This window comes from Pseudomonas sp. MWU12-3088 (assembly GCF_023242405.1).
GTDB classification, from domain to species: domain Bacteria; phylum Pseudomonadota; class Gammaproteobacteria; order Pseudomonadales; family Pseudomonadaceae; genus Aquipseudomonas; species Aquipseudomonas kribbensis.
In genome coordinates this window covers 167,030-189,438 of the sequence record NZ_JALJEA010000007.1, presented here as the reverse complement: position 1 = coordinate 189,438, position 22,409 = coordinate 167,030, and the positions used below count along the sequence as shown (strand labels likewise).

The window sequence follows — 22,409 nt, the reverse complement described above, 5'->3', positions numbered from 1 at the left end:
CGCCAGCGCTTCGCCCTGCGCCTGTTCAGTGAAATACGCCACCAGCCGCACTTGCCCGGGTTCATCTTCGCGGGCTACCAGCACCGCTTCCTGGATGCCGGGCAACTGGTTCAGGCGGGTTTCGATTTCCCCCAGCTCGACGCGTACGCCACGGATTTTCACCTGATCGTCGTTGCGCCCCAGGTACTCGATGGAACCGTCCGCGCGCCAGCGCGCCAGGTCGCCGGTGCGGTACATGCGCCCTTGGTTGAACGGGTCGCGCAGGAAGCGCTCTTCAGTCAGGTCCGGACGATTCAGGTAACCCCGGGCCACACCGGCGCCACCCACATAAAGTTCTCCAGCCACGCCAACCGGCACCGGACGCTGCTGTTCATCGAGCAGATACACCGTCGCGTTGGCGATCGGTTTGCCGATGTGCAGCGCCTGTCCCGCCTCGACGATGCCCGAGGTGGCAACCACCGTGGCCTCGGTCGGGCCGTAGTTGTTGACCACATCGAACGACTGCTGACGATTGAACTGACGGAGACGGTCGCCACCGATCAGCAGCGTGCGCAGGGTCGGATGTTCGAGGTTCTGGCTGAACGCGTATTCGGCCACGGGTGTCGGCAGGAAGCTCACGTCCAGCGGCTGCGCGCGCCACCAGTCGAGCAGCGCATCCACGTCTTCGCTGCCGTCGCGGGCCGGCGCCAGATGCAGGGTCGCGCCGGCGCACAGGGCCGGCCAGACTTCCCAGGCCATGGCGTCGAAACCGAATCCGGCGAGGCTCGACGTGTGGCGCCCGGCGCACAGGTCGAAAGCCTTGCAGTGCCAGTCGACGAGGTTGCTCAAGGTGTGGTGTTCGACCATCACGCCTTTGGGCAGGCCGGTGGAGCCCGAGGTGTAGATGACATAGGCCAGGTGTTCGCGGGTCATGCCCGGCACCTGCGGATTGCCGGTTTCGGTGTCCGGCCAGGCCTGCAAATCGAGGTCGATCACTGGCACGTCCAGCGCCGGCAGTCGTTCACGCAAATCACTCAGGCACAGCACCGCCACCGGCGCGCTGTCGCTCAGCAAATAGTTCAAACGCTCCGCAGGGTGCGCCGGATCCACCGGCACATAACCGGCCCCGGCCTTGAGAATGGCCACCAGCCCGACCAGCGTATCCAACCCGCGTCGGGCAACGATGGCCACGCGATCATCAGGACGAACGCCCAGCCCGATCAGGTGATGGGCCAAGGTGTTGGCCTGCCGGTTCAGCTCGGCAAAGGTCAACGCCTGCCCCTGACAGACCGCCACGACCGCTTCAGGCCGCTCGATCACTTGCGCTTCGAATCGCTGCGCAATGGTCAGCCCCGACACAAACTCCACGTGCGAGTCGTTGAACGCAACCAGCAACTGTTCACGCTCGTGAGCCTGCACCATATCGAGCTGTTCCAGCTGCGCCTGATCGTTGGCGACCATCGCGTGCAGCAGTTGCTCGAAGTAGCCGACATAACGCTGGATCGTCGATTCATCGAACAGCGCCGTGGCGTATTCCAGCACGCCGCGAATGCCATCGCGGGTTTCGCCCAACGTCAGCGACAGGTCGAACTTGGAAAACCGCGCCGGACCGCCCACGTTTTCCAGCGCCATCTCCCCCAGTTCCAGCGCCGGCCCGACGCTGTTTTCCCAGCTCAACGTGGTCTGGAACAACGGACTGTGGGACAGGCTGCGCGCCGGCCGGGTGACTTCCACCACCTGCTCGAACGGCAGGTCCTGATGGGCCTGGGCCTGCAATGTCAGCGTCTTGACCCGGGCCAGCAGCGCCTCGACGCTGAGCCCGCCGGACGTGTCGATGCGCAGGGCCAGGGTATTGATGAACAAGCCGATCAGCCCTTCGACTTCCGCGCGACCACGGTTGGCAACCGGCGAGCCGATCACAACGTCCGACTGACCGGACAAGCGACTGAGCAACAGGGCCCAGGCGCTCACCATCGTCATGTACATCGTCACGCCATGGCGCTGGCTGAGTGCCTTGAGGCCGGCGCTCAGTGGCTCGTCCAACCGGAACTCGACGCTGCTGCCGGTGTAATCCTGCTGCGCCGGACGCGGACGGTCGGTTGGCAACACCAGCAAGGTCGGGGCCCCGGCCAGGGTCTGCTGCCAGTAATCGCTCTGTTGCTGCAGCACTTCGCCGCTCAACCAGCGGCGTTGCCAGATCGCGTAGTCGGCGTATTGCAGCGCCAGTGGCGGCAGCGGATCGGCCTCGCCCTGGCTGAACGCTTGATACAACGCCATCAGCTCGCGGGTCAGCACGCCCATCGACCAGCCATCGGAAATGATGTGGTGCAGGGTCAGCAGCAAAACATGGTGATCGTCGGCCAACCGCACCAGACATCCGCGAATCAACGGATCGTGTTGTAGATCGAACGGGGTCGAGGCCTGTTCACGGATCAACGTCTGCATGGCGTCGTCGGCGTGTGGATGCTGACGCAGATCTTCGACCCGCAGCAGCACTGCGCTGTCGGCGGCCGCAATCATCACCTGCACATCATCGTCGTGCGGGACAAAACGGCTGCGCAGGGTTTCGTGGCGGTCGATGATCCGCGCCAGTGACCGTTGCAGCGCCGCCTCGTCGAGATGACCGCGCAAGCGCAGGCCCAGCGGGATGTTGTAGGCGGTGTTGACCCCTTCCATGCGCGCCAGGAACCACAGCCGCTGCTGGGCGAACGACAGCGGCAGCGCGCCGTCCCGTGGCACCGGCAACATGGCCGGTTGCGAGCTACGACCGGCCTGGGCCAGTACCTCGGCGACCGCTGCCAGTTCGGCATTGGCAAACAAGTCGCTCAGGGCCAGTTCGACGCCCAGACGTTGGCGCACCTGGGACACCATGCGCATCGCCAGCAACGAGTGGCCACCCAGTTCGAAGAAGTGATCCCGGCGCCCGACCTGTCCGACCTGCAGCACTTCGCCCCAGATCCGTGCCAGCGCGATTTCCAGTTCGCCGTGCGGTGCTTCGTAATGACGGGTGAACAACGCCGCGCGATCCGGCGCCGGCAAGGCCTTGCGGTCGACCTTGCCGTTGGCGGTCAGCGGCAATGCGTCCAGGCGCACGAAGGCCGCTGGCACCATGTACTCGGGCAACTGCGCCAGCAGGCAGGCGCGCAGCTCAGCCACCGGTTGCGGTTCGACTTGAGCCTGTTCGGTGTAATAGGCGACAAGGCGCGGCTGGCCGGGTTCGTCTTCACGGGCCAGCAATACCGCTTCCTGAATGCCGGGGAGCTGGTTGAGACGGGTTTCAATCTCGCCCAGTTCGATGCGCACCCCGCGAATTTTCACCTGATCGTCGTTGCGTCCCAGGTATTCGAGGGTGCCGTCGTCCTGCCAGCGCGCCAGGTCACCGGTGCGGTACATGCGCCCGCCGTTGAACGGATCGTCGAGAAAGCGTTCGGCCGTCAGGTCCGGACGGTTCAGATAACCCCGGGCAACCCCGGCGCCACCGACATACAACTCCCCCGCTACGCCGATGGGCACCAGACGTTGCTGCTCGTCCAGCAGATACACCGTGGCATTGCTCACCGGCCGGCCGATATGCAGCGCCTGCCCGGCTTCGACCTTGCCCGAGGTCGCCACCACCGTGGTTTCGGTCGGGCCGTAATTGTTGATCACGTCGAAATGCCGGTGACGGCTGAACTGCCGCAAGCGATCCCCGCCGATCAGCAGTGTGCGCAAGGTCGGGTGTTCGAGGTTTTGACTGAAGGCGTATTCGGCCACCGGGGTCGGCAAGAAGCTCACATCCAGCGGTTGCGCACGCCACCAGTCGAGCAAGGCGTCGATGTCTTCGTTGCCGTCGCGGGTCGGGGCCAGGTGCAGCGTCGCGCCGGCACACAGGGCGGGCCAGACTTCCCAGGCCATGGCGTCGAAGCCGAAGCCGGCAAGGCTTGAAGTGTGGCGGCCGGCGCACAGGTCAAACGCGCCGCAATGCCAGTCGACGAGGTTGGACAGGGTGCGGTGTTCGACCATCACGCCCTTGGGCAGACCGGTCGAGCCCGAGGTGTAGATCACGTAGGCCAGATGCTCGGCGGTCAGGCCCGGCACCTGCGGATCAAGGGCCAGGCTCAGTGGCCAGGTGCGGCGGTCGAGGTCGATCACCGGGACGTCCAGTGTCGGCAACCGATCACGCAGATCGCTCTGGGTCAGCACCACCGCCGGGGCGCTGTCGCTGAGCAGGTAGCTCAGGCGTTCGGGCGGATGCGCCGGGTCAACCGGCACATAACCGGCCCCGGCCTTGAGAATCGCCAGCAGCCCCGCCAGCGTATCGAGCCCGCGGCGGGCGACGATGGCCACGCGATCATCAGGGCGAACGCCCAGACTGATCAGATGATGGGCCAGGGCGTTGGCATGCAGGTTCAGCTCGGCATAGGTCACTTGTTCACCAAGGAACACCGCCGCCACCGCTTCCGGCCGTTCGATGACTTGCGCCTCGAAACGCTGATGAATCGTCAGCCCTTGCGGATATTCGGCCCGAGTGGCGTTGAAGCCGCGCAGGATCTGCTCGCGCTCCGCCTCCGGCAGGATCGGCACCTGGCTGATCGGCGAATCCGGCGCCTGCTCCAGCGCGGACACCAGACCGTTCAGGGAGCCGAGCATGTAATCGCACACCCGTTGCGGGGCGACCTCATTGGTGGCGAGCAAGGTCAGGCTGAAGGTGTCGCCCAGGTCGTCGATACTCAGGGTCAGCGGATAGTTGGTGCGCTCTTCCGAGTGCAGGGTGGTGATGCCTTCCCATGCCGACAGGGTTTGTGCGCTGGCCGAAGCGGCGCCATGGCTGTGACGGTAATTGAGCAAGGCGCTGAACAACGGCGTCGGTGCGGCCACGCTGCTGCAGCGCTGGGCCAGCGCCAGCGGCGCGTGTTCATGGCGCATCAAGGTGGTCAGGCGTGCGTGGGTTGCCTGCACGGCGCTGCGCACACTCTGAGCATCGACGTCTACCCGCACCGGCAAGGTGTTGATGAAAATGCCCAGCGCCCGGTCGGTGGCTTCGGCGCCTTGCAGACGGCCCATCAGCACCGTGCCGAACACCACGCGTTGCTTGCCGGCAAGCGTGGCCAGCACCTGCGCCCAGGCCAGGTGGAACAGACTGGCCGCGCTCACCCCGAGCTGCCGTGCCTGCCCCCGCAGGCGTTGGCCCAAGGCCGGATCGACCGGCACGCTCAGTTCGGTGATGCCGTGCCCGTCACCCTGCACATCCTGCAGGCCGAATGGCAGGGTCGGTTCGTCGATGTCGCCGAGCATGTCGCGGAAAAACACTTCGTGCTCGGCTTCGCTGACACCCAGCCGTGCCTGCGCCACGTAGTCACGAAACGCGACCGGCCGGCCCAGCAGATTGCCCTGCCCTGTGAGGAACGCGCGCATCTCATGGCGCACCACATCGAGCGCCGAGTGATCCAGCGCCATGTGATGGAACAGCAGCGTCGCGACGACTCGTTGCCCGGCTTCGTCCCAGGCATGGGCCAGGCGCATCATCGGCGCCCGGCTCACGTCCATACGGAATTTCCGGGCGTCGAAACGCTCGTGCAAGTACGCCAGCGCATCGCCTTCGGCATCGATCTCTTCCACCGGCAACTCGGCCTTACGCCAGACCACTTGCTGCGGTGTATCCAGCCCCTCCCAGACCACCGCCGTACGGAGGATGTCGTGGCGATCGATGACGGCCTGCAAGGCCTCAACGAACGCGTTCAAACGCCCGCGATCGGCAAAGGCGAAATGCGCTTGCATCACGTACGGATCGCCCTGGGTAGCGCTGACATGGTGGTAAAGGATGCCTTCCTGCAACGGCGCCAGCGGGTAGATGTCCTGCACGTTGGCCGCGCCGCCCGGCACGTCTTTGACCAGACGGTCGATGGTCACCTGATCGAGTTCGGCCAGGGTCAGCATCGCCGGAGTGATGCGCGTGGTGCCGGGTGCAATGCCATTGGCCGGCACGTCGACCTGACCGCTCTTGGTCGCTGAATATTGCCCGGCCTTGATCAGCTCGATCAGCGCTGGTTTGTGCTCGCGCAACAGCGCCAGCACCGCCGGATCGCTCAGCGCCTGCTTGTTGCCCTGTACGCGCAACTGGTCGTCGGTGACCGCCAACTGGATGTCTTTCGCTTTAAGTGTTGCCAACAGTTCGATCACGTTCACAGGACGATCTCCATTCTTTCCGTAATTGCGGCGTATCCGGCCAGGGTCGGTTGTTCGAACAACGCCCTGACCTCGGCTTCCATGCCTTCCTGACGTAACCGGCCGATCAGACTGACCGCCAGCAATGAGTGCCCGCCCAGTTCAAAAAAGTTGTCGTGTCGCCCTACCCGCTCCACGTTGAGCAGTTCGGCCCAGAGTCCGGCCAGCAGGATTTCCACCTCGCCGACCGGCGCTTCGTATTCACGAGTGACGACCGAGGCCTGATCCGGCACCGGCAAGGCCTTGCGGTCGAGCTTGCCGTTCGGACTCAGCGGCAATGCATCGAGATGCACGAACACCGCCGGCACCATGTAGTCCGGCAGGTGCTCCAGCAGATGACCACGCAGCACATCGATTTCCAGTCGGGCGCCGGTGTAATAGGCCACCAGTCGCTTGTCCCCCGGCACATCTTCGCGGGCCAGCACCGCCGCTTCCTGCACGCCGCCGATGTCGGTCAGGCGTGACTGGATTTCACCCAGTTCGATGCGCAGACCACGGATCTTCACCTGATCGTCGTTGCGGCCCAGGTATTCGATGTTGCCGTCCGCCAGATAACGGGCGACGTCGCCGGTGCGGTACAGGCGGCCATCGGGCTGGAACGGATCCTGAAGGAACCGTTCAGCGCTGAGTTCAGGACGATTCAGGTAACCCCGCGCCACCTGCACACCACCGATGTACAGCTCGCCGACCACGCCTTGCGGCACCGGTTGTTGCTGGGCATCGAGGATGTACATGCGGGTGTTGGCAATCGGTTTGCCGATGGGCGTGTTGTCCGGGGTTTGCTCCAGCGGACCAGAGCAATCCCAGGCGGTGACGTCCACTGCCGCCTCGGTCGGGCCGTAGAGGTTGTGTAAACCACTGTTCGGCAATTGCTGCTTGAAGCGCCGCACCAGACTGCCCGGCAGCGCTTCACCGCTGCACATCACCTGACGCAAACCGTGGCAACGTGCGGTGTCGCCATGGGCGAGGAACACGTCGAGCATCGACGGCACGAAGTGCAGCGTGGTAATGCGTTCGGCTTCAATCACTTCGCTGAGATAGAGCGGATCTTTATGGCCGCCCGGACGGGCCATCACCAGTCTCGCGCCGGTCATCAACGGCCAGAAGAATTCCCACACCGACACGTCGAAGCTGAACGGGGTCTTTTGCAGCACCGAATCTTCAGATGTCAGGCGATAAGCGTTCTGCATCCACAGCAGGCGGTTGACCACCCCGGAATGCTCGTTGATCACACCTTTCGGCTGGCCGGTGGAGCCCGAGGTGTAGATCACGTAAGCCGTGTGTTGCGGAGTCAGCCCATCGACGGAAAGGTTATCCGCCGACAACGATTGCCAGGTGTCGTGATCCAGATCGACCACCGGCACCGCGACTTCACCCAGCAACGAGCGAGTCGAATCCTGCACCAGCACCGCCGAAGGCGCGCTGTCCTCCAACATGTAGGCCAGCCGTTCCAGTGGATACGCCGGATCCAGCGGCACATAACCGCCGCCAGCCTTCAAAATGGCCAGCAGCCCGACCACCATTTCCAGCCCCCGCTCGACGCAGATCGCCACCCGCGCATCCGGGCCAACACCCAGTCCGCGCAAGTGATGGGCCAAGCGATTGGCCCGAGCATTCAGCTCGGCATAACTCAGTCGCTGCTCGCCGGAAAGCACCGCCACAGCCTGCGGCGACCGCAAGACCTGCGCCTCGAACAAGCCATGGATGCTCTGCTGAAGGTCATAACCGACATCGGTCGCATTGAAGTCGAACAGCAGCCGCTGCCGCTCCGCCCCCTCAAGAACCGGCAAACGATTCATCGCTTGCGTCGGTGCCTGTTCCAGCGCCTCCACCAACGCCATCAACGCCGTCTGCATGTAGCCGCAAATCCGCTGCGCGCCAATGTCCGCCGGCACCATGGCAATCAGCGAGAAGCCGTTGCCCAGGTCATCGACGTTCAGGCTCAGCGGGTAGTTAGTGCGCTCTTCGCTGCTCAGGGTCTCGATGCCTTGCCAGGCCTGAACCACGCTGTCCGCATGCTCTGCACCGTGGCTGTGTCGATAGTTGAGCATCGCGCTGAACAACGGCGACGGCGCCGCGATCCCGCTGCAACGCTGGGCCAGTGCCAGCGAAGCGTGTTCGTGGCCCAGCAACGCGGTGAGACGCTGATGCGTCGCCTTGACCGCCTCGCGCACCGGGGTTTCGCCCAGATCGACCCGCAACGGCAAGGTGTTGATGAACATGCCCAGTGCACGGTCGGCGCCCTGGCCGCCTTGCATCCGGCCCATCAGCACGGTGCCGAATACCACGTTGTCCTGCCCGGAGGTCGCCGCCAGTACCTGGGCCCAGGCAAGGTGGAACAGGCTGGCCACACTGATGCCCATCTGCCGCGCCTGACTGCGCAGGCGCAGATTCAGGCCGCTGTCGAGGACCTGCTGCACTTCCTCGATGCCGCGTCCGTCGCCGCGCACATCGCGCAGGCTGAACGGCAGGGTCGGCTCGTCGATGTCGCCGAGCATGTCGCGGAAAAACGCTTCATGCTCCTGCTCGGTGACACCCAGCCGCGCCTGCGCCACGTAATTGCGATACGGCACCGCCGCCGGCAACGGCTCGTCGGCCCCGCGCAAGTACGCCTGCATTTCGTGGCGCACCACTTCCAGCGCGGTGTGGTCGAGCACAATGTGATGGAACAGCAGCATCGCCACCACCCGGCCACGGGCCGCATCCCGGGCATACACCAGACGCAACAACGGCGCCTGGGCGATGTCGAGGCGGTAATGCCGGGCATCGAAGCGGGCATGCAACTGTTCAAGGATGTCGCCGGCCGCAGGATCCAGCACGACCTCCTGCACCACCAGCTCAGCCTTTCGCCACACGACTTGCACCGGCACGCTCAAGCCTTCCCACACCACGCCCGTGCGCAGCACGTCATGGCGGTCGATGACGTGCTGCAATGCCGCAGTGAAACGCTGCACACGCTCAAGACTGTCGAACGCGATACGCGATTGCAGCAGGTACGGATCGCCCTCTCCCGCGCTCAAGTGGTGATAAAGAATGCCTTCCTGCAACGGCGCCAGCGGATAGATGTCCTGCACATTGGCTGCGCCGCCCGGCACGCTGGACACCACGCGGTCGATGGCGGCCTGATCCAGCGAAACCAGCGTCAGCATCTGCGGAATGATGCGGGTGCAATCGGCCGCGATGCGATTGGCCGGTACTTCGATTTCTCGACCGCTGCCCACGGCCGCAGCCAGCGCGGCCAGGGTCGGTTGACTGAACAGCACGCGCACATCGGTGCTCAGGCCGATCTGGCGCATGCGTTCGATCAGGCTCACCGCCAGCAGCGAGTGCCCGCCCAGTTCGAAGAAGTGATCGTGGCGCCCCACCCGTTCGACGTTCAGCACCTCGCCCCACAGTCGGGCCAGGGCGATTTCGGTCTCGCCGAGCGGAGCCTCGTACTCGCGCACCAGCACCGACTCGGCGCCGGGAGCCGGCAGTGCCTTGCGATCCACCTTGCCATTGGGGCTCAGCGGCAGGCTGTGGAGCGCGACGAAGGCCGACGGCACCATGTAGTCCGGCAGGCGTGCGAGCAAGTGTTCGCGCAACGCCTCGATCCCCGGTTGCCCGGCCTCGGCGTGCCAGGTGAAGTACGCCACCAGACGATCTTCACGCACCAGCACCACGGCTTCACGCAGGGCCGGATGGCTGAACAGTTGCGCTTCGATTTCACCCGGTTCAAGGCGCAGGCCACGCACCTTGACCTGGAAGTCGTTGCGCCCGATGAATTCGAGCTGGCCATCAGCGCGGTAGCGCACCAGGTCGCCCGTGGCGTACAGCCGATCGCCGGCCACGAACGGGCTCGGGATAAACCGTTCGGCCATCAATTGCGGCAATCCCAGATAGCCCCGCGCGATCCCGGCACCACCAATGAACAACTGACCGATAACGCCCATCGGCACCGGCTGCTCGGCGGCATCCAGTACATACAGACGGGTGTTGTTGATCGGCCGCCCGATCGGCAAGGCGCCGTCCGGCACCGGCATCGACGGTTCCAGCGTCCACACCGTGCTGTCGACCGTGGCTTCGGTCGGGCCGTAGACGTTGTGCAAGCGCACCTGCGGCAGACGCTCGCGCACAAGGCGCGCCAGCGCCGGTGTCAGGTCGCCGCCGCCACAGAACACATCCGTGAGGCTGCTGCACTGGCTGACGTCGTCCTGCTCGAGGAACTGTTGCAACAGCACCGGCACGAACTGGATCACGCTGATCCGCTGCTCGCGAATCACCTGCGCCAGATACGCCGGCTCGCGGTGCCCGTCAGGACGCGCCAGCACCAGACGCAGCCCGGCGCTTAACGGCCAGAACAGCTCCCAGACCGAGGCATCGAAACTGAACGGGGTTTTCTGCAACAGCGCGCCGTCCGTCACGACGGGACACAGCTGCGAACTCCAGTGCAGCAGGTTGCCCACGCCGCGATGCTCGACCATCACGCCTTTCGGCGCCCCGGTCGAACCGGAGGTGTAGATCACGTAGGCCAGGTTCGAAGCGTTGAGGCCCGGTACTTGCGGATTGTCCTGCGGGTTGAATGTCCAGTGGTCCTGATCCAGATCGATCACCAGCGCGGTGCTTTCGTCGAGCAATGCGCGAGTCGCCCCATGTACCAGCACCGCCACCGGGGCGCTGTCCTTGAGCATGTAATCCAGACGCTCCGCCGGGTACGCCGGGTCCAGCGGTACATAGGCACCGCCCGCCTTGAGGATGCCGAGCAGACCGACCATCAGTTCCAGCCCGCGTTCGACGCAGATCGCCACCCGCGAATCCGGCCCCACGCCCAGTTCGCGCAGGTGATGGGCCAGACGGTTGGCCTGAGCGTTGAGTTCGGCGTAGGTCAGCCGCCGCTCACCGGCCTGCAACGCGATGGCTTGCGGCGTACGTTGGACTTGCGCTTCGAACAGCCCGTGAACGGTCTGCTCCAGATTGTCTGCGGTGCCGGTGGCGTTAAGGTCGTACAGCACCTGCTGACGCTCTGCACCGTCGAGGATCGGCAAGCGATTCAGCGGCTGATCCGGTGCCTGTTCCAGGGCATCCGCCAGTTTCTCCAGCACGGTCTGCATGTAGTTGCAGATGCGCTGTGAACCGATGCTCGCCGGGGTCATGGCAGTCAGCACGAAACCGTTGCCCAGATCATCGACGCCCAGGCTCAGCGGATAGTTGGTGCGTTCTTCACTGCTCAGGGTCTCGATGCCTTGCCAGGCCTGACGCAGGTTTTGCTGCTGCGCTTCGTCGGCGCTGTGCCGGTAGTTGAGCATCGAACTGAACAGCGGCGACGGCGCGGCCACCCCACTGCAACGCTGGGCCAGCGCCAGTGACGCATGCTCATGGCCGAGCAATGCGCTCAGACGTGCATGCGTCGCCCGAGCCCCGTCACGCACCGGGGTTTCACCGAGATCGACCCGCAGCGGCAAGGTGTTGATGAACATCCCCAACGCCCGGTCGGCACCCTCGCCGCCCTGCATCCGGCCCATCAGCACCGTGCCGAATACCACACGATCCTGCCCGGATGTCGCCGCCAGCACCTGCGCCCATGCGAGGTGGAACAGGCTGGCCACGCTGATGCCCAGTTGCCGCGCCAGACTGCGCAGACGCTGGCCGGTTGCAGCCGTCAGGGCCTGTTGCGTTTCCTCGATGTCGCGACCGTCGCCTTGCACATCCTGCAAGCCGAACGGCAGAGTCGGCTCGTCGATATCGCCGAGCATGTCGCGGAAGAACGTTTCGTGGTCCTGCTCGCTGACACCCAGCCGCGCCTGCGCCACGTAGTTGCGGTAAGGCACCGCCGCACCCAGTGAGGCTTCGCGCCTTTGCAGGCAGGCGAGCATTTCGTGCTGCACCACGTCCAGCGCGGTGTGATCCATCACGACATGGTGGAACAGCAACATCGCGACCACCCGATCGTGAGCCGGGTCACGGGCATACACCAGACGCAGCAACGGTGCCTGGCTGATGTCGAGGCGGTAGTGACGGGCATCGAAACGCCCGTGCAACTGTTCAAGGACGTCGCCATCCGCCGGGTCGAGCACAATCTCCTGCACCGCCAGTCCGGCGTGACGCCACACCACCTGCATCGGCGCGGCCAGTTCCTGCCAGATCACCGCCGTGCGCAGGATGTCGTGGCGGGCAATGACCTGACGCAACGCCGCCGCGAACGCGTCCACACGTTCGACGCTGTCGAAGGCCAGCCGCGATTGAAGCAGGTACGGGTCGCCCTGTTCGGCGCTCAAGTGGTGATAAAGGATGCCTTCCTGCAACGGTGCCAGCGGGTAAATGTCCTGCACGTTCACGGCGCCGCCGGGCACCGTGGCAACGATGCGGTCGATGCTCGGCTGATCCAGTTCGGCCAGGCTCAGCAGGTCCGGAGTGATGTGAGTGCAGTCCACGGGAATGCGGTTGGCCGGTACTTCGATCTCACGACCACTGCCCACCGCAGCGGCCAGTGCAGCCAGCGTTGGCTGGCTGAACAGCACACGCACGTCGGTGTTCAGGCCGATCTGGCGCAGACGTTCGATCAGGCTCACGGCCAGCAGCGAATGACCACCCAGTTCGAAGAAGTTGTCGTGACGACCAACCTTTTCCAGTTTCAGGACGTCGGCCCAGATTTGCGCCAGTGCGGTTTCCACCGGGCCTTGCGGAGCTTCGTATTCACGGCTGAGCCAGGCGTTCTGATCCGGCTCCGGCAAGGCCTTGCGGTCGAGTTTGCCGTTGGCGGTCAGCGGCAAGGCGTCGAGTCGCACGTAAGCTGCCGGGATCAAGGCTTGCGGCAGAAGCCCTTGCAGATGATTGCGCAGGGCTTCGATATCGGCCGGTGCACGCTCGGTGAACCACGCCAGCAACTGCCCGTCGCGCACCAGCGCCACGGCGTCCTGCACCGTCGGATGGCTGGCCAGCGCGGCTTCGATTTCCCCCAGTTCGACCCGCACGCCGCGCAGTTTCACCTGATCATCGTTGCGGCCCAGGTATTCGATATTGCCGTCAGCGAGCCAGCGTGCGAGGTCGCCGGTGCGGTACATCCGCGCCTGCGGCTGGTCGCTGAACGGGTCGGCGAGGAAGCGTTCGGCGGTCATTTCCGGACGATTCAGGTAACCCCGCGCCACACCGGCGCCTGCGACGTACAACTCGCCCGTCACACCCACCGGTACCGGACGTTGCTGGTCATCCAGCAGATAGATGCGGGCGTTGGCCATCGGCTTGCCAATGTGCAGCGGCTGACCGACCTCCACCGGCCCGGAGGTCGCGACCACCGTGGCTTCGGTCGGGCCGTAGTTGTTGATCACCGCGAAGGTTTGTGCACGGTTGAACTGGCGCAGTTTGTCGCCACCGATCAACAAGGTGCGCAGGGTCGGGTGTTGCAGCTCGCGGCTGAACGCATATTCGGCCACCGGCGTCGGCAGGAAGCTCACCTGCAACGGCTGCGCCCGCCACCAGTCGAGCAATTCGTCCAGGTGTTCATTGCTCACCGATTCCGGCGGCAGATGCAGGGTCGCGCCGACGCACAGTGCCGGCCAGACTTCCCAGGCCATCGCGTCGAAACCGAAACCGGCAACGCTGGCGGTGTGGCTGCCGGCGTGCAGGTCGAAGGCTTCGGCGTGCCAGTGCACGAGGTTTTCCAAAGTCGCGTGTTCGACCATCACCCCTTTCGGCTGGCCGGTGGAGCCCGAGGTGTAGATCACGTACGCAAGATTTGCCGGAGTCAGGTACGGCAGTTGCGGGTTGCTGTCGGGCAGGTGTTGCCAGGCGTCGCTGTCCAGATCGATCACCGGCATCATGCCCGGCAGATCCCGGGTCGAGGCCTGGACCAGCACGGCCACCGGGTCGCTGTCCTGCAACAGGTAGGCAATGCGCTCCGCCGGGTGCGCCGGATCCACCGGCACATAACCGGCGCCGGCCTTGAGAATCGCCAGCAACCCCACCAGCATCTGCGGGCCGCGACGCACGCAAATGGCGACGCGGTCGTCCGGTTGCACACCGAGGCCGATCAAGTGATGGGCCAGTTGGTTGGCGCGCTGATTGAGCTGCCCGTAGGTCAGCTGTTGCGCGCCCTGAATCACGGCGAGGGCATTCGGATTGCGCTCGGCCTGCGCCTCGACCATTGCGTGAATCGTTGCGCCACGGGGATAGGCCGTGACCGGAGGATTGAAACCCTCGACCAGACGTTCCAGCTCCGCAGTCGAAAGGATCGGCAAACGGTTCAACGGTTTTTGCGGCGTCTGTTCCAGCGCCTGCACCAGTTGCTCCAGCGCGGTGTGCATGTAACTGCAAATCCGCTGCGCACCGATCTGGCTCACCGCCAGAACCGACAAGGCGAACCCTTCGCCCAGATCGTCCACGCTCAGGGTCAGCGGGTAGTTGGTGCGTTCTTCGCCACCGAGTTTCTGCACACCCTCCCAAATGCCCTGCCCGTTCTGCGACGACTGCGCGGGGGCGCTGTGACGGTAGTTGAACAAGGCACTGAACAGCGGCGACGATGCCGCGACACCGCTGCAACGCTGGGCCAGCGCCAGCGAGGCATGTTCATGCCCCAGCAACGCGGTCAGTCGTGCGTGAGTCGCCTTGACCCCGTCCCGCGCGCCGGCACCAACATCGATACGCAGCGGCAAGGTGTTGATGAACACCCCCAGCGCCCGGTCGGCGCCATCGCCGCCCTGCATCCGTCCCATCATCACCGTGCCGAACACCACATCGCGGCGGTTCGACAGCACGCCCAGCACTTGCGCCCAGGCCAGGTGCATCAGGCTGGCGGCACTTACGCCCAGTTGCCGCGCCTGTTCACGCAGACGCACGTTGAGCTCGGTGGCCACCGGTTGCAGCGCTTCCTCGATGCCGTGACCGTCGCCCTGCACGTCCCGCAGTCCCAGCGGCAGCGTCGGCTCGTCGATGTCACCGAGCATCTCGCGGAAGAACGTTTCGTGCTCCTGCTCGCCGAGCCCCAGGCGTGCCTGAGCCACATAGTTGCGATAGGGGATCGGCGCCGAAAGGTGGTCGATCTCACCGAACATGACACCGCGCATTTCTTCGACGATCACTTCCAGCGCGGTGTGATCGAGGATCAGGTGATGGGACAGCAGGATCGCCACCACGCGCTGCTGCTTCGGATCTTCGGCATACACCATGCGCAGCAACGGCCCCTGGCTGATGTCGAGGCGGTAGTGACGGGCATCGAAGCGCTCGTGCAACTGTTCAAGGATGTCGCCGTTTGCTGAATCCAGCGCGACGTGCTGAACCACCAGTTCGGCGTGGCGCCACACCACTTGATGAGGGTTCGCCAGGCCTTCGTGGACAACGCTGGTGCGCAGGATGTCGTGGCGTGCGATGACCTGTTGCAAGGTGTCGGTGAAGGTGCGCAGGCGTTCGACACTGTCGAAGGCCAGCCGCGATTGCAGCAGGTACGGGTCGCCCTGCTCGGCGCTCAAGTGGTGATAAAGGATGCCTTCCTGCAACGGCGCCAGCGGATAGATGTCCTGCACGTTGGTGGCGCCGCCCGGCACCGTGGCGACGATCCGGTCGATGCCGGCCTGGTCCAGTGCGGTCAGGCTCAGCAGGTCCGGGGTGATGCGCGTGCAATCGGCAGGAATGCGGTTGGCCGGTACTTCGATTTCGCGACCACTGCCCACCGCTGCCGCCAGCGCGGCCAGGGTTGGCTGGCTGAAAAGCACGCGCACGTCGGTGCTCAGGCCGATCCGGCGCAGGCGCTCGATCAGGCTCACCGCCAGCAACGAGTGCCCGCCCAGCTCGAAGAAGTTGTCGTGGCGACCAACCTTTTCCAGCTTCAGGACATCGGCCCAGATCTGCGCCAGCGCAGTTTCCACCGGGCCTTGCGGGGCTTCGTATGCCTGGCTGAGCCAGGCCCCCGGTTCCGGCATTGGCAAGGCTTTGCGGTCGACCTTGCCGTTGTTGTTCAGCGGCAAGGCGTCGAGCTGCACCCAGGCCGAGGGCACCATGTATTCCGGCAGGCGCGCCTGCAATTGTTCGCGCAGGCTGGCGCTGTCCACGCCCTCTTCGGCGGTGAAATACGCCACCAGACGCAGCGGCTCCTGGCCGTCCTGACGCGCCAGCACGATGGCTTCCCTGACCCCTTCGCAGTTCAGCAGACGGTTTTCGATTTCTCCCAGTTCGATACGGAAACCACGGATTTTCACCTGATCGTCGTTGCGGCCGATGCATTCCAGTTGCCCCGGTGCGAGCCAGCGTGCGAGGTCGCCAGTGCGGTACAGCAACGCACCCGGTTGATCGCCGAACGGGTCTTGCAGGAATTTTTCGGCAGTCAGGTCCGGGCGATTCAAATAGCCCAGCGCCACGCCCTGGCCGCCGATGTACAACTCGCCGGTCACGCCCATCGGCACCGGTTGCTGACGGGCGTCGAGCACGTAGACCTGGGTGTTGGAGATCGGGCCGCCAATCGGCACGCTGTCGGCGGTTTCTGCCACTTCGCGCACTTCAAACGTCGTGGCGTAAGTCGTGGTTTCGGTCGGGCCGTAGCAGTGGACGATGCGTAGATCCGGCGCCTCGGCCAGCAAGCGGCGGAACGCAGCCGGATCGGCACGTTCACCGCCGCAGAGCACCATGCGCAGGCCCTTCAGGGCTTCAGGGATCAACTGCACATACTGGTTGAACAACGCAGTAGTGACGAACAGGATCGTGACGCCCGAAGCGGCCAATACCTGCCCGAACACGTCTGGATCAAGCAAGGTGTCATGATCGATAACCACCACTCGCCCGCCGTTGAGCAACGGCCCCCAGACATCCATGGTGCTGGCGTCAAACGCCGGGTTGGACGCAAATGCCACGCGGTCCTGCGGATTGAAATCGGCGTAACCGTTGTTGATCACCAGTCGCCCGATGGCCCGGTGCGGCACCATCACCCCTTTCGGCGTACCGGTGGAGCCGGAGGTGTACATGATGTAGGCCACGGATTCCGAAGACTGCGGCAGGTCCGGGTTGTCCGTCGGTTGCGCGTCGAGTTTCAGCGCATCCAGATCGATCCGGCGCACGGTGTAGTCGACTGACTCCGTGCTCAAGGTCAACAGCGCTTTCGCCCCGCAGTCCTCAACCATGAACGCCTGACGTTCAGCCGGCGCATTGATGTCCAGCGGCACATAAGCCGCCGCGCATTTGCCGATGGCCAGTTGTGCGACCAGCAGATCCAGCGAGCGCGGCAGCAGGATCGCCACATGATCCCCCGGCTGCACGCCCTGCCCGATCAGATGGTGGGCCAGTCGGTTGGCCCGTTGATTCAGTTCCTCATACGTCAGCGCTGTGTGGCCATGCACCGCCGCCACAGCTTGCGGATGCAGTTTCACCTGCTGTTCGAACAGACCATGAACCGTCGAACCTGACGGGTATTCCCGCTCAGTGGCATTGAACCCGACCAACAACTCCCGCCGCTCATCCTGCGGCAGGATCGACAGTTGATCGACGCCCACATACGGCGTCTGCTCCAGCGCCTGCACCAGACTGTCGAAGGCAATGTTGATGTACTCGCAGATCCGCGCACCGTCGATGCCCGGCACCGCTTGCACACTCAGACGCAAACCTTCGCCAAGGTCATCGACGCTGACCACCAGCGGATAGTTGCTGCGCTCGCGGGAGCTGAGCAGTTCAATGCCATCCAGCGTCAGCCCCGCAGCCTGCGGTGCGCTGTGGCGATAGTTGAGCAACGTGCCGAACAACGGCAGCGAACCGGAAACCCCGCTGCAACGCTGGGCCAGCGCCAGCGACACTTGCTCATGCGCGAGCAATTGCGCCAGCCGTTCATGGGTGGCGAGCACGCTGTCGCGCACCGCCGTGGCGGTCACGCTGACGCGCAGCGGCAAGGTGTTGATGAACAGGCCCAGCGCCCGGTCGGCGCCCTCGCCGCCCTGCATCCGGCCCAGCAGTACGGTGCCGAACACCACTTCGTCCCGGCCGCTGATCTGCGCCAGGACCTGCGCCCAGGCCTGGTGCGCCAGACTCGCCACGCTGATACCGAGCCGGCGCGCCTGTTCACGCAGACGCGAGGCCAGCGCGGTGTCCAGCGTAAGTTGGCTGTCGAGCACCGCGCTGCCGTCGCCGTGCACGTCCTGCACACCGAACGCCAGGGTCGGCTCGTCGATGTCGCCGAGCATGTCGCGGAAAAATTCTTCATGCGCCTCGGCATCCGCGCCAAGCCGGGCCTGTGCGACGTAGTTGCGGTACTGCACCGGGGTCGCCAGTTCGGCGGCGTGACCGTGCAGCACGCTGTTCATCTCGCTCACCAGCACTTCCAGCGCGGTGTGGTCGAGCATCAGGTGATGCATCAGCAGGATGCCGACCCAGCGCTTGTGCTGCGGATCCTCGGTGTAGGCAAAACGCATCATCGGTGCGCGGCCCAGGTTCAGACGGTAGTGACGCGGGTCGAAACGCGCCTGCATCTGTTGCAGCACGTCGCCTGCCAGTGCTTCGTCATCCACCCGTTCAAGCGCCAATGGCGCCGCACGCCAGACCACTTGCACCGGCTCTTCGAGGCCTTCCCAGACCACACTTGAACGCAGGATGTCGTGGCGCGCGATCACCACGTTGACGGCGCGGACGAACGCTTTGATCGACTTGATCCCGTCAAACACGAACTGCGCCTGCAACACATAAGGATCACCGGCAGTTGCCGCCATGTGGTGATACAGAATCCCCGCCTGCAACGGCGCCAGGGCGTAGATGTCCTGCACGTTGGCGACGCCACCGGGGACACTTTCCACGATCCGGTCGATGCCGGCCTGATCGAGTGAAGCCAGGGGCAGCATGTCGGGCGTGATGTGTTGGCAGTCAGGGGTGATGCGATTGACCGGAACTTGAACGCCGGACGACGCGCCCAGGGTTACCGCCAGTCCTGCCACGGTAGGCCGACCGAACAGGACCCGGACATCGCAGCTCATTTCCTGTTGGCGCATGCGCTCTACCAGTTTCACCGCCAGCAAGGAATGGCCGCCCAGCTCGAAGAAATTGTCATGGCGCCCGACCTGCTCGACGTTCAGCAGGGTCTGCCAGATCTCGGCGATACGGCATTCCACCTCGCCGACCGGCGCCTCGTACCCACGCAGCAACTGGGCGCTTTGATCCGGCGCCGGCAACGCCTTGCGGTCGAGTTTGCCGTTGGGGCTCAGGGGCATGGCGTCGAGATGGACGAACGCCGTCGGCACCATGTAATCCGGCAGTTGCTCCAGCAAATGACTGCGCAGTTCGCCGATGTCCAGCGGCTCACCGCTGTAGTACGCCACCAGCCGTGGATCGCCGGCCACGTCTTCGCGCACCAGTACTTCGGCGGCGAGCACGGTGTCGAGTTGCATCAGCCGCGCCTGGATTTCCCCGAGCTCGATACGCAAGCCGCGAATCTTCACCTGATCGTCGTTGCGACCGAGGTATTCGAGGTTGCCGTCAGCCCGGTAACGGCAAAGGTCGCCCGTGCGGTACAGCCGCGCATTGGGCTGGTCGCTGAATGGATCGTCGAGAAAACGCTCGGCGGTGAGCGACGCAAGATTCAGGTATCCACGCGCCACCTGCACGCCACCGATGTACAGCTCGCCGGCCACGCCCAGCGGCAACGGTTGCAACTGTTCATCGAGGATGTACAAACGGGTATTGCTGACCGGCCGGCCGATGGGCAGTAGCACTTCAGGCACTGGCATCGACGGCTCCAGCGTCCACACCGTGCTGTCGACCGTGGTTTCGGTCGGGCCGTAGACGTTATGCAAGCGCACCTGCGGCAGACGCTCGCGGACTTGACGGGCCAACGCCGGCGTCAGCTCGCCGCCGCCACAGAACACATCCGTGAGGCTGGTGCACTGGCTGATGTCTTCCACGTCGAGGAACTGTTGCAACAGCGCCGGCACGAACTGGATCACGCTGATGCGCTGCTCGCGCACCACTTGCGTCAAGTACGCCGGTTCGAAGTGCGCGTCGGGGCGCGCCAGTACCAGACGCAGACCCGATGTCAGCGGCCAGAACAGCTCCCAGACCGAGGCGTCGAAACTGTAAGGGGTTTTCTGCAACAGGGCGCCGTCTGTCACAGGCGGGCACACCTGCGAGCTCCAATGCAGCAGATTACCCAGGCCACGATGCTCGACCATCACCCCTTTCGGCGTGCCGGTGGAGCCCGAGGTGTAGATCACGTAGGCCAGGTTCGAAGCGTTCAGGCCCGGCACCTGAGGGTTTTGATCGGGGTAGTCCTGCCAGTGATCCTGATCGAAATCGAGCAGCGGCACGCCACCCGCCTCGAACAGCGCCCGGGTCGCGCCGTGCGCCAGCAGCGCCACCGGGGCGCTGTCCTTGAGCATGTAGTTCAGGCGTTCCGCCGGGTACGCCGGGTCCAGCGGCACATAAGCGCCGCCGGCCTTGAGGATGCCCAGCAGGCCAATCACCAGTTCAGGCCCGCGCTCTACGCAGATCGCCACCGGCGTATCCGGCCCGACTCCCAGCTCACGCAAGCGGTGAGCCAGACGATTGGCCCGGGCATTGAGTTCAACATACGTCAGTGATTGCGCATCGGCCTGCAATGCAACGGCCTGCGGCGAACGCTGGACCTGAGCCTCGAACAGGCCATGAACGGTCGGCTCCAGATCAAGATCGACACGTGTGTCATTGAAGCCCACCAGCAATTGCTGCCGCTCCAGCTCCGGCAAAACCGGCAACTGATTGATCAGCGTCTCGGGCGATTGCTCGAGGGCATCGAGCAAGGCGTCGAGTGCGGTTTGCACATAGGCGCAGACCCGTTCGGCGCCGATGCCGCTCGGGGCGATGGCGGACAGCCGGAAACCACTGCCCAGGTCATCGACACTCAGGGTCAGCGGATAGTTGGTCGGCTCCTTGCCACTCAGGACCTGGACGCCGGGGGCCAGTTCGATCACCGCGGCAACATCACCGACAGCGCTGTGGCGATAGTTGAGCATGGCGCTGAACAACGGCGTCTGCGCACTCAACGCGCTGCAACGCTGGGCCAGTGCCAGCGAAGCCTGTTCATGGGCGAGCAAGGCGCTCAGGCGACGATGCGTGGCGAGCACGCCGTCGTAAACGCTTTGCGCGCCGACATCGACCCGCAGCGGCAAGGTGTTGATGAACATGCCCAGCGCCTGTTCGCCGCCGTCACCCGCCTCCATGCGCCCCAGCAACACGGTGCCGAACACCACCGAGGTGCGCCCGGACAACTGGCCCAATACCCGCGCCAGCGCCAGGTGCATCAGGCTTGCCACGCTCACGCCGAGCTGCCGCGCCTGCGTGCGCAGTCGCAGGTTCAGTGCGTCGCTGAGCGTTAGTTGTGCGTCTTCGAAAGCGTGTCCGCCGCCGTGAACATCCTGCAGGCCCCACGGCAGCGTCGGCTCGTCGATATCGCCGAGCATCTCGCGGAAGAACGCTTCGTGGGCCTGTTCATCGAGGGCCATGCGTGCCCGCGCCAGGTGATTGCGAAACGGCACCGCCGGCGCCACCAGCTCGGTCTGCCCTTGCAGCCAGGCCTGGATTTCCCGGCGCACCACGTCCAGCGCGACGTGGTCGATGATCATGTGATGGAACAGCAGCAGCGCGACGATCCGTCCCTGCGCCGGATCCCGTGCATACACCAAACGCAGCAGCGGCGCCTGTTGCAGATCAAGGCGCAAGTGCCGGGCGTCGTAGCGCGCCTGCAACTGACTGAACACGTCCTTCGACGTGTCGAGCTGCACCTCTTCGCAGACCAGCGGCGCCTGGCGCCAGACCACCTGCACCGGTTCGTCCAGGCGCTCCCAGACAAACGAGGTGCGCAGAATGTCGTGACGGTCGATCACCCATTGCAAGGCCTGGGCAAACGCGTCGAGGCGCTCGTGACTGTCGAACGTAAACTGCGCCTGTTGCACATACAGATCACCTTCACCGGCGGCGAGGTGCAGATACAGCATGCCCTCCTGCAACGGCGCCAGCGGATAGATGTCCTGCACATTCGCCACGCCACCCGGCACGGTGGCGACGATGCGGTCGATGGCCGGCTGATCCAGTTTCACCAGCGGCAGCATGTCCGGGGTGATGCGCAGCGCCGGGCTCGACCAGTCGCCGCCATGGCTCGCCACCAGCTCCAGCAACTGCGCCTTGTGTTTGGCGAGGCTGTCCCAAAGCGCGTCGTCCAGCGCCTCGTCATCGCCCAGAATGACCAGGTCTTCATCGTCCTGTTGAAGGCGGATCGCATGGGTGGAAATAACAGCCATCAGCTCGCGAAATTGCAT

Annotated in this window: 2 protein-coding genes (1 of these 2 cut by a window edge); both read right to left on the bottom strand. The window is 64.7% G+C overall.

Going from position 1 to position 22,409, the window contains the following annotated elements; genetic code table 11:
• Positions 1–6,144 carry the 5' portion of a non-ribosomal peptide synthetase gene (locus M5B98_RS18055; protein WP_248743498.1) on the bottom strand. Its footprint begins 8,505 nt before the window's first position, so the window shows 6,144 of its 14,649 coding nt (coding positions 1–6,144); it begins with the start codon at positions 6,142–6,144; the stop codon falls past the left edge of the window.
• Entirely contained in the window at positions 6,141–22,409 is a 16,269-nt protein-coding gene (locus M5B98_RS18050; protein ID WP_248743497.1) for a non-ribosomal peptide synthetase, read from the bottom strand. Before M5B98_RS18050 ends, M5B98_RS18055 begins: the two co-directional genes overlap by 4 nt.

Bases quoted from the DNA above. Each gene is read 5' to 3' on its own strand.
- M5B98_RS18050 (WP_248743497.1), bottom strand. From the start codon at position 22,409: ATGCAATTTCGCGAGCTGATGGCTGTTATTTCCACCCATGCGATCCGC.